At 65.4% G+C, this 9,745-nt stretch carries 8 protein-coding genes and 1 pseudogene; 1 reads left to right on the top strand and 8 read right to left on the bottom strand.

Annotated features, from left to right (window positions below; all coding sequences use genetic code 11):
- Positions 1-104, top strand: a pseudogene (locus D2N39_RS21320) (IS5/IS1182 family transposase); the annotation flags it as partial.
- 398 nt (positions 105-502) lie between these two features.
- On the opposite strand, the gene D2N39_RS21315 reads toward D2N39_RS21320, so the two are convergent.
- The 8 genes from D2N39_RS21315 to D2N39_RS21280 all read right to left on the bottom strand — a co-directional run bounded on the left by D2N39_RS21315 (position 503) and on the right by D2N39_RS21280 (position 9,656).
- On the bottom strand, positions 503-1,492 hold the full coding sequence (locus tag D2N39_RS21315; RefSeq protein ID WP_119136769.1) for an ABC transporter ATP-binding protein: 990 nt from the start codon (positions 1,490-1,492) through the stop codon (positions 503-505).
- On the bottom strand, positions 1,489-2,481 hold the full coding sequence (locus D2N39_RS21310) for an ABC transporter ATP-binding protein (protein ID WP_054304382.1): 993 nt from the start codon (positions 2,479-2,481) through the stop codon (positions 1,489-1,491). The genes D2N39_RS21315 and D2N39_RS21310 overlap by 4 nt, the downstream gene beginning before the upstream one ends.
- Positions 2,478-3,968: an amidohydrolase family protein gene (locus D2N39_RS21305; RefSeq protein WP_119136768.1), complete on the bottom strand. Its 1,491-nt coding sequence runs from the start codon at positions 3,966-3,968 to the stop codon at positions 2,478-2,480. Before D2N39_RS21305 ends, D2N39_RS21310 begins: the two co-directional genes overlap by 4 nt.
- Positions 3,965-5,167, bottom strand: a complete 1,203-nt coding sequence (locus D2N39_RS21300; RefSeq protein WP_119136767.1) for an amidohydrolase family protein — start codon at positions 5,165-5,167, stop codon at positions 3,965-3,967. The genes D2N39_RS21305 and D2N39_RS21300 overlap by 4 nt, the downstream gene beginning before the upstream one ends.
- A gap of 3 nt (positions 5,168-5,170) precedes the next feature.
- Positions 5,171-6,103, bottom strand: coding sequence for an ABC transporter permease (locus tag D2N39_RS21295; RefSeq protein WP_119136766.1), 933 nt, complete (start codon positions 6,101-6,103; stop codon positions 5,171-5,173).
- 4 nt (positions 6,104-6,107) lie between these two features.
- Entirely contained in the window at positions 6,108-7,079 is a 972-nt protein-coding gene (locus D2N39_RS21290) for an ABC transporter permease (RefSeq protein WP_054304386.1), read from the bottom strand.
- Between the two features lie 67 nt (positions 7,080-7,146).
- Positions 7,147-8,712, bottom strand: a complete 1,566-nt coding sequence (locus D2N39_RS21285) for an ABC transporter substrate-binding protein (protein WP_119136765.1) — start codon at positions 8,710-8,712, stop codon at positions 7,147-7,149.
- Positions 8,713-8,969: 257 nt separating this feature from the next.
- Positions 8,970-9,656 (bottom strand): GntR family transcriptional regulator, encoded by a 687-nt coding sequence (locus D2N39_RS21280; protein WP_119136764.1) that lies wholly within the window; start codon positions 9,654-9,656, stop codon positions 8,970-8,972.
- Positions 9,657-9,745 lie beyond the last annotated feature (89 nt).

The raw sequence follows: 9,745 nt of genomic DNA, 5'->3' as shown, positions 1-9,745 counted from the left end.
GCAGGCTCAAGGACTGGCGCCGCGTCGCCACCCGCTATGACAGATGCCCCAAGGTCTTCCTGTCAGCAGTCGCCCTCGCTGCAACCGTCATCTTCTGGCTTTGACGATCAATGGGTCCTGACCCTAGGCATTAAGAACTACAGATTGAAATGCTATTTATGTCCTTCGAAACGTATGGGTTATTATCGTGAACAAGAAGTTAACCCATCGGATTGAATTACCCACAAAATGTGGGGCGCAGTCCCGGGTGCTTTCGATCTGAAACGGGAACAGACCGACGCCGCAGTTTCGGCGTGAGACAGGGCGGCTGGTGTTCACCAGCAGCCGGAGGCTGCGGGGTATCCGGACATAGGGTTGCGCTGGAGGCTGTGCCAAGCAAGTGCGCCGCATGGGTTCTGCTTGTTGGCATCATTCTTGGGTCTGGATTTCCGGCCTCTTTCGGCGTGGGAAGGCCTCTGGCGCGCAAGAAGTGAGGGGCCCTGCATCCCCTGCATCCCCGGCATCACGCCATCCGCGCCATCATCTCCTCCACGCGATGGCAGGCGACGCGGCTGCCATCGGGCATCGTCGTCATTTCCGGCCGTTCAGCGGAACAGCGGCTGTCGGACTGTGGGCAGCGCGGATGGAAGGTGCAGCCCGAGGGTGGCTTCAGCGGGCTGGGCACCTCGCCTGCCTGCGGCTCGCGATCCCGGCGCGGGGCGGTGACATTGGGGATCGTTTCCAGCAGCAGCTGTGTATAGGGATGGCGCGGATGGGCGAACAGCACCTCGGTCGGCGCCTGTTCGACGATGCGGCCCAGATACATCACTGCAATCTGGTCAGACATGTGGCGCACCACGCTCATGTCATGGCTGATGAACAGATAGGTCAGGCCCATCTCGTCCTGAAGGCGGCGCATCAGGTTGAGGATCTGGGCCTGCACCGACACGTCCAGCGCCGAAGTCGGCTCGTCGCAGACGAGGAAGTCCGGCTCGGAGGCGAGGGCGCGGGCGATGGAAATGCGCTGCCGCTGCCCGCCGGAAAATTCATGCGGGAACTTGCGGCCGTCGCTGGCGGTCAGCCCCACGGTTTTCAGAAGTTCCGCCACACGGTCGGCGATTTCGACCTCGGTTTCGCGCAGTTTCAGCTCGCGCAGGGGTTCGGCGATGATGTCGAACACCCGCCAGCGCGGGTTGAGGCTGGCGTAGGGGTCCTGAAAGATCATCTGCACCGACAGCGGGCGGCCATCGGGACCGGGGGCGAAGGCGATGCTGCCTTCGGACGGGGCGTAAAGCCCGGTGACCAGCCGCGCTACGGTGGATTTGCCACAGCCGGATTCGCCCACAAGGCTGAGGCAGCCGCCCTTAGGCACCTCGAAGCTGACATCGTCGACGGCGCGGACGAAGAGGCGGGGCTTGCGTTCGATGACGCGGTTCAGCCAAGGGGCGGAGACGTCGAACCGCCGGGTCATGGCGCTGACGGTCAGGGCGGAGGGGGCGGTGTGGGGGATCATGCGGCGGTCTCCGTGGCGGCAGCGGCGGGGTCTATCCAGCAGGCGGCGAGGCCCGCGCCCATCGGGCGCAGGTCGGGGCGGTCGCGGCGGCAGCGGTCCTGCACCAGCGGGCAGCGCGGGTTGAAGGCGCAGCCGGTCGGGATGGCATCGAGGCGCGGCATGGCGCCGTCGATCTGCGCCAGACGCGGCACACGGGCGCCCAGCGTGGGGATCGAGCCCATCAGCCCGCGCGTGTAGGGATGTGAGGGGCGGGCCACGACCTCGGCCACCGGGCCGATCTCGACCAGACGGCCCGCATACATCACCGCCACCCGGTCCGCGGTTTCGGCGATGACGCCCATGTCATGTGTCACCAGCATCACCGCCGTGCCGTGATCCTTGCAGAGCTTGCGCAAGAGCGCGGTGATCTGCGCCTGGATCGAGACATCAAGTGCGGTGGTCGGTTCATCCGCGATGACCAGCCTGGGCCGCGCGGCGAGGGCGAGGGCGATGACCACCCGCTGCCGCATACCGCCGGAGAACTGGTGCGGGAAATGATCCACCCGTTCGGCAGGGGCGGGGATGCCGACCTCGGCCAGCAGGTCCACTGCACGGGCGCGGGCAGCGGGCTTTGACAGGTCGCTGTGCAGGCGGATGGTTTCGACCAGCTGCCGCCCGACCGAAAACAGCGGGTTGAGCGAGGTCAGCGGGTCCTGAAAGATCGCGCCGATCTCGCGGCCCCTGATCTTTTCCATCTGCGGTTCGGGCAACTGGTCGATGCGGCGGCCGTTCAGCCAGACCTCACCCCCCGCGATATGGCCCGGCGGCTCCAGCAGGCGCTGCACGGCGAGGCCGGTCATCGACTTGCCCGCACCGGATTCGCCCACGACCCCCAGAATCTCACCCGGACGGATGGTAAGGCTCACATCGTCCAGCGCGGTGACCGTGCCATGACGGCCCGGAAATTCCACCCGCAGATTGCGGACATCAAGCGTCGGCTGCTCGGTCATGGGATGGCTTCCTCGCGGATGGGGTAGCTGGGGGGGAAAAGGTCGGAGACGGGCGGATGCTGCCAGCTCCGTTCGGGGTATTTGGCGACCAGCCCGTCGAACTGGGCCTGCGCGCGGGATTGTGCGGCGGCAAGGTCGATGCCGGCCACGCGGCCCTCGCACATCGACAGCCGCCCGTCGACGAAGGTGGCCTGCGTGACGCGGCCGGTGCCGCCCGCGACCAGCGTAGTGATCGGGTCGATGGCCGGGGTCATCACCGCATCATCCAGCCGGAAGACTGCCATATCTGCGCACGCACCGGGGGCAAGCCGCCCCAGATCGTCGCGGTTCAGCGCGCGGGCACCGCCCAGCGTGGCCGCATCCCAGAAATCGGCGCTGGACTGGTGCGGCGCCCCCGGATCGGCTAGGCGCGCGGCCAGAAGGCCCGCCATCAGGTTCATCAGCATGTCGGCGGGGACGGTATCGGTCCCCATGCACAGGTTGATCCCCGCCGCCTTCAGCCGCCCGAAGCTGCGCAAGGCAGACCCGAAACGGGCCGAGACCAGCGGGCAATGCACGACGCTGACCCCATGGGCGGCGTAATGCGCAAGATCGGTTTCGGTGGCATTGGTGGCATGGGGCGCGATCAGCCGGTCGCTGAGCAGCCCGGCCCGCGCCAGCCAGTCGGGCGCGGTGGTGCCGTGCAGGCGGCGGACGGTCTGCACCTCCATCTCGCCCTGCGCCATATGCAGGCGCACCTTGCATCCCAGATCGGCGGCGGCGTCCATGGTTCGGCGCAGCAGCGGCAGGGTGCAGGTTTCCACCCGGTCGGGTGCCAGCATGCCGCGCACCAGACCGCCATGGCGGCCCTCCTGTGCGGTGATGAAGGCGATGGCGGCCTCCAGCCCTTCCATGCCGCGCGGCTCGTCAAACACCGGCTCCATCTGGCCGGGGCCTTCCAGAACCATGCCGCCCGAGCGATAGGCGGGCGACAGATAGACCCGCAGACCCATCTCGCCCGCCGCATCGGCGGCGGCGGTAAATTCGGCGGCCGTCTCGCCCCATTCGCGGTAGAACAGCGAGGCAATGGGCGCGGCGGTGGTGATGCCGTTCAGCAGCAGTTGCGCGAAGGCAAAGCGCTTCTGGAAGGCCAGTTCCTCGGGCGCATACATCTCGTAGGGGCCACGGTCGACATAGCTGCGCGGCCAGACCCGGCCCTTGGCCCAGCCGGGCTGGTGGTCGATGGCCAGCACGGTGGTGTCGAGGTCGGACAGCGCGTCAAGGTCGATCAGCCCCGGCGAGATCAGCGCGCGGCCCAGGTCGATGCGCCGTGCGACCTCACCCGGAAAGCGCGGCCCGACATGCAGGATGCGGCCCGCCTCGAACACCACCTCGCCACCGGGGATCAGGCAATGCTGCCCCCCGGCATGGCCCAGCACCCATTGCGCGGTCAGAGCGGTGCGGCCGGGCAGGGTGGTGCCAAGCGGCAGATCCGTCAGCCGGGTCATGGCATCACCACGCCGGGCAGGGCAATCCGGCCCGCCCGCGCCACGACCCGCCCGCGTTTCACCACCAGCGGGCGGGGCGCTTCCTCGACAACGGCATGGGCCAGCGTTTCGCCTGCGACCAGTGTCAGGTCGCCGGGGGCGCCGGGCACCAGCCCCGGAGCCTCCAGCCCCATCGCCTCGACTCCGCCGCGCGAGGCGGCGTCCAACAGCAGTTCCAGTTCATCATCGCGGCGCATGCGGTTCTTCATGCCGACGATGCGGGCGCGGTGCAGCATGTCGGGCTGGCCCCACGGCCCCCAGGTGTCACGGATACCGTCGCAGCCAAGCCCGACCTTGATCCCCGCCGCGCGCATGTCTTGCAGGCTGGGCACCTCTGCCGAAGGGTGGCCGGTGGTGAAGATGCGGATGTCGGCTTTTGCCACCTCCTCCATCAACGGGCCGACGCGCAGCGGATCGGGCATGCCCAGACAAAAGCAATGCGAGACGCCGACCAGACCCTGCATCCCGAGGGCATGGGTGCGGGCGATGATTTCCTCCAGCGTGAAGGCGCCCAGTTCGCCATATTCGTGCAGGTGGATGTCGATGGGCTTGCCGTGTTTTTCGGCCAGCCGGAAGATGGCATCCAGCGAGCCTTTCGGGTCGCGGTCCATCGAGGACGGGTCCAGCCCGCCGACCACATCCGCCCCCATGGCCAGCGCCTCGTCCATCAGCTCGTAGGTGCCGGGGCGTTTCATAAGGCCCGATTGTGGGAAGGCGACGATCTGCATGTCGACCGCGTCCGCCAGTGCCGTGCGGGTGGCGAGCTTGCCTTCCAGCAGGCTCAGCCCGTGATCAGTGTCGATGTCGACATGGCTGCGAATATGGCCGGTGCCGTTTTCGACAAGCTGGATGGCGTGACGCATCGACTGGCGGTGGACATCCAGGCCCAGCGGAATGCGGCTGTTCCTTTCGTTGTCGATCAGATCCTGAAGGCTGCCGCCCTTGCGGCCCGGATACCAGGGCATGCCCCAGGTGGTCTTGTCGAGATGGGTATGGGTGTCGGCCAGCGTCGGGATGGCGATGGCGCCCGCGCCATCCTCGATCGTCGCGCCTTCGGCGGCGAGGCCCTTGCCGATGGCGGCGATGCGGCCCGCGCGGATCAGGATGTCCTGTGCTTCGGCCCCCATCGGGCGGATGTTGCGGATCAGCAGATCTTGCATGGCTTACCTCAGTTTCGGGTTCAGGGCGTCCCGCAGCCAATCCCCGAGGATGTTGACGGCGACGACCAGCAGGCAGAGTTGCAGCACGGGGAAGACGGTGATCCACCACATGCCGGAGAACAGGAACTGATTGCCCAGCCGGATCAGCGTGCCGAGGCTGGGCTGGCTGGCGGGCATCCCGATGCCGAGGAAGGACAGTGTGGCCTCGGTCAGGATCGCCATTCCGAAGTTCAGCGTGGCGGCAACCAGGATCGGGGTCAGCGTATTGGGCAGGATGTGGCGGAACATGATGCGCCGCGCGGGCACCCTGAGCAGTTGCGCCGCCTGCACATATTCCTTGCTGCGTTCTACGGCTGTCTGCGCCCGTACGGTGCGGGCATATTGCACCCAGCCTGACAGCACGATGGCCAGCACCAGTACGCCGCCCGCGCCTACCTCGCGCAGCGAGGGCGGCAGCAGTTCGCGCACGATGGCGCTGACCAGAATGGCGATCAGGATGGTGGGGATCGACAGCAGGATGTCGCCAAAGCGCATCAGCAGGTTTTCGATCAGCCCGCCGTAATAGCCCGCCACCAGCCCGGTGCCGATGCCCACCACCAGGGCGAAGAACACCGAGGCGAGGCCGATCAGGATGGAAATGCGCGAACCGTAAAGGATGGCCGAAAGGATGTCGCGGCCTTGGGTATCGGTGCCCAGAAGGTAGGGCCATTGCCCGCCCTCTGTCCAGATCGGCGGGTATTCGGCATTCAGCAGGTCAAGCTGCGCGGGGTCGAACGGGTTCTGCGGCACATAAAGCGGCGCGGTGAAGGCGCTGAAGATCAGCACGAACAGCAGGGCGGCCGCGATCATGGCGCCGCGATGATGGGTGAAGGACCACCACAGGTCGCTCTGGCGCAGGCGGGACAGCCGCGAGGGGGGGAGGGGACGCGCGGTCATGGGCTCAGCCTCTTGCCATGCGCAGGCGCGGGTCGATCAGCGCATAGGTGATGTCGACCAGCGTGTTCAGCGCCACGAAGATGAAGGAAACGATGCAGAGATAGGCCGCCATGACCGGGATATCGACGAAGGTGACCGCCTGGATGAACAGCATCCCCATGCCCGGCCACTGGAACACCGTTTCCGTGATCAGGGCGAAGGCGATCAGCGAGCCGATGTTCATGGCGGTCATCGTCACCACCGGCATCAGGCAGTTGCGCAGGGCATGGACATAGTGGATGCGCCAGCGCGGGACGCCGCGGGCCCGCGCGAATTTCACGAAATCCGAGCGCAGAACCTCCATCATCTCGGCGCGGACCAGACGCATCACCAGCGTGATCTGGTACAGCGACAGTGCGACCGAGGGCAGGATCAGCGCGGCCCGGCCCGAAGGGGTCAGAAGACCCGTGGTCCACCAGCCGATGCTGACCACCTCGCCCCGCCCGAAGGCCGGTGCGATGTTGAGCATGACCGAAAAGACGAGGATCAGCAGGATGCCGATGACGAAACTTGGCAGCGAGACGCCGATGATCGACAGGAACTGCAAGCCCTCGCTGGCCCAGCTGCCGCGATGGATGGCGGTATAGACGCCGAGCGGCACGCCGACGACCAGCGAGATGATGGTGGCCAGCAGAACAAGCTCGATCGTGGCGGGGAAACGTTCGGCGATGAGGCTCATCACCTCTTGCTGGTTGCGGTAGGAGACACCGAAATCCCCCTGCACCGCATTGCCGACAAAGCGCAGGAACTGCACTGCGACGGGATCATTCAGGCCGAGGTTTTCGCGCAGCGCGTCCTTTTCGGCCTGCGTGGTCTGTTCGTTGACCATCAGCTGTACGGGATCGCCGACGAAGCGGAAGATCAGGAAGGCCATGAGCGCCACGGCCAGCATGACCAGCGCCGCATTGGCCAGACGTTTTATGAGAAATACGATCAAGGCGAGGCCCCCTTGTTGCGGATGCGCGTCACGGCACGGCCCCGCAGCGGGGGCCGTGCCGCAAGGGTCATTCCGCCATACGGGTCATCCAGTGACGGCCCTTGTTGTCGGAAAGCTGCACGACGCTTTCCACCTTGTCCGACGTGGCCCATGCCATCGGCTGCTGGTGGAAGGGCAGCATGATCAGCTCGTCCTTCACGATCTTCAGCGCCTCGGACTGCATGGCGAGGCGTTTGGCGCGGTCCAGTTCGGTCGAGGCGGCATCGACCAGCTTGTCGAGGTCAGGATAGACCCAGCCGCCCCAGTTGAACACGCCCGCATTGTCGGATTTCGAGTGGAACACCTGAAGCAGGATCGAATAGCTGTCGAGCATCGGCTCGTTGGCCCAGCCGAAGCTGAACATATCGGCTTCGCCATTGGTCTGCTTGATCTGCTGCACCGCATTCGGACCGATCGACAGCGTGGGCTTCAGCCCGGCGCGGGTCAGCATGGACACCAGCGCGTTGCAGATTTCCTCTTCGTTCAGCCAGACATCATTGGCGCAGACGATCTCGAATTCATAACCTTCGGCACCCAGTTCCTTGATCAGCGCGGCGGCCTTTTCGGGATCATAGGCATTGGGCGTATCCAGCGCCGCGTCATAGCCGGGGATCGCCGGGGCGACCACGGTGCCCGCGTTGCGCGACTTGCCGCGCATCACCTTCTTCTGGATCAGGTCAAGGTCGATGGCGGCGGCGACGGCCTCGCGCATCTTCTTGTCCTTGAACAGGTTGGGCTGGCCGTTGTGCAGCTTGTCGGCAAAGGTGAAGCCGAACATGATGGTGCGCAGCTCGCTGCCTTCCAGCACCTTGACGGTGGGTGTGGATTCGAGGCGGGGCAGATCCTGGATCGGGGCCTTTTCGGTAAAGTCGATCTCGCCCGACAGCAGTGCGGCGACGCGGGTGGCATCCGAGGCGATGGGGGTGAACTCGATGCGCTTGAGGTTGTGCTGCGGCGTATCCCACCAGCCTTCGTTCACGACGAGAACGGTCTTGCTGTCGGGCACGCGGCTTTCGACGCTGAACGGGCCGGTGCCATTGGCGTTGAAGGTCGGGTAACCCTCGACCTTCTTGGCGACGTCGGTCGGGACTTCGGCATTGTGGTCCTTCAGCCAGCCCGCATCGAACATATGGATGTTGGTCAGGTCGTTCAGCAGCAGCGGGTAGGTGCCGTTCACCGTGATGTCGACGGTATAATCATCGACCTTGGCGGAGGAGACATAGGCGGGCAGGTTGCCGCGCAGGGGCGAATCCGGGTGGCTGACGCGGGTCAGCGAGGCGACCACATCATCGGCGGTGAACTCGGCGCCATCATGGAATTTGACGCCCTGCCGCAGCTTGAAGCGCCAGACATTGCCGGGCAGCACTTCCCATTCGGTGGCCAGCGCCGGCTCGATTTCCAGCTTGTCGTTGTAGCGCACAAGCCCTTCGTAGACGTGGTTCAGGAAGCTGATGGTGAAGGTCGATCCGTAGGAATAGGGATCAAGCGAGTTGATATCGCGCGCCGCACCCCAGCGGAGCGTCTGGGCCGAGGCGTCGCCCGCGAAACAGGCAAGCGCGACGCAGGAAAGAAGCGAGGCTTTGAGGCTGGTCATGGTCTATCCCTGTCAAGGTGCCGGCCCGTCCGTCTGATGCGGGCTTCTCCGGCGGTTGCAAAGGTCTTCCGTCCGATTCCGGCGGTGGACCAGTCCAGAGTGCGGGGTGACGACTTTTCTGTCAATAATTTTGTCGACAATTTTGTCTGGTATATTTTCACGCCAGGTTTCACGGCGGAAATGCCCGAAATTCAGGCCCGGCGAAAATCATCGCTGCCCGCCGGGGCGGGGCAGTGCCTCGGAAAAGGCAGGGGAGGTCAGACCAGCGCGTCGCGCAAATCGCGCAGCACCGGGACATCCTCGGTCAGGTCAAGCTCGTCCTCGACATGGCGCAGGTGATCCTCCATCAACCTCAGCGCGCCGGGCAGGTCGCGGGCGCGGATGCGGGCAATCAGCCCGGCATGTTCGTCCGGCCCGCAGTTGTGATGCGAATGGCGGCGATACATGGTTGTGATCAGCGTCGAGCGCGAGATGAGGTCGCGCAGGGTGGAGGTGAGGAAGCCGGAGCCCGAAAGCTCTGCCAGCAGCAGGTGAAAGCCGCCCGACAGGCGGATGGTGGCGGTGGTATCGCCGCGGGCATCGGCCTCGCGCTCCAGCGCCAGATGCGCCTCAAGCTGCGGGATTGCCGTATCGGCGATATTGGCCATCAGCCGCTCCAGCACGCGCGCCTCGACCTGGCGGCGGAAGTGAAAGACATCGCGTGCCTCGTCGACGCCGGGTTCCGAGACGAAGGCCCCCCGATTCGGCAGGATCGTCACCAGCCCGTCGCTTTCCAGCATGGCCAGCGCCTGACGGACTCGTGCGCGGCTGACCTCGAACACCTCGGCCAGCTGTTCTTCCTTGAGGCGGGTGCCGGGGCGCAGCTTGCGTTCGGCGATGGAAAGCCAGATCCTTTCGCAGATTTCCGCTGCCGGGCCGGGCGTGGCTTCTTTGTTCTGATACATCAGAACCCCCTTTCACTACGGCATTCTTGCCGCCTTCAACCGAATGTCAATCGGCGGCAGGTTTTTATTGACAACAAAAATGTCGACAA

Source organism: Gemmobacter lutimaris, from assembly GCF_003570715.1.
GTDB lineage: Bacteria > Pseudomonadota > Alphaproteobacteria > Rhodobacterales > Rhodobacteraceae > Gemmobacter > Gemmobacter lutimaris.
Note: the sequence above shows the minus strand (reverse complement) of the source record. Positions and strands in the feature narration are given on the sequence as shown.

Excerpts from the sequence above, each read along its gene's own strand:
- D2N39_RS21315 (WP_119136769.1), bottom strand. The coding sequence starts at position 1,492 with ATGATCCCCCACACCGCCCCCTCCGCCCTGACCGTCAGCGCCATGACC.
- D2N39_RS21310 (WP_054304382.1), bottom strand. The coding sequence starts at position 2,481 with ATGACCGAGCAGCCGACGCTTGATGTCCGCAATCTGCGGGTGGAATTT.
- D2N39_RS21305 (WP_119136768.1), bottom strand. The coding sequence starts at position 3,968 with ATGACCCGGCTGACGGATCTGCCGCTTGGCACCACCCTGCCCGGCCGC.
- D2N39_RS21300 (WP_119136767.1), bottom strand. The coding sequence starts at position 5,167 with ATGCAAGATCTGCTGATCCGCAACATCCGCCCGATGGGGGCCGAAGCA.
- D2N39_RS21295 (WP_119136766.1), bottom strand. The coding sequence starts at position 6,103 with ATGACCGCGCGTCCCCTCCCCCCCTCGCGGCTGTCCCGCCTGCGCCAG.
- D2N39_RS21285 (WP_119136765.1), bottom strand. The coding sequence starts at position 8,712 with ATGACCAGCCTCAAAGCCTCGCTTCTTTCCTGCGTCGCGCTTGCCTGT.
- D2N39_RS21280 (WP_119136764.1), bottom strand. The coding sequence starts at position 9,656 with ATGTATCAGAACAAAGAAGCCACGCCCGGCCCGGCAGCGGAAATCTGC.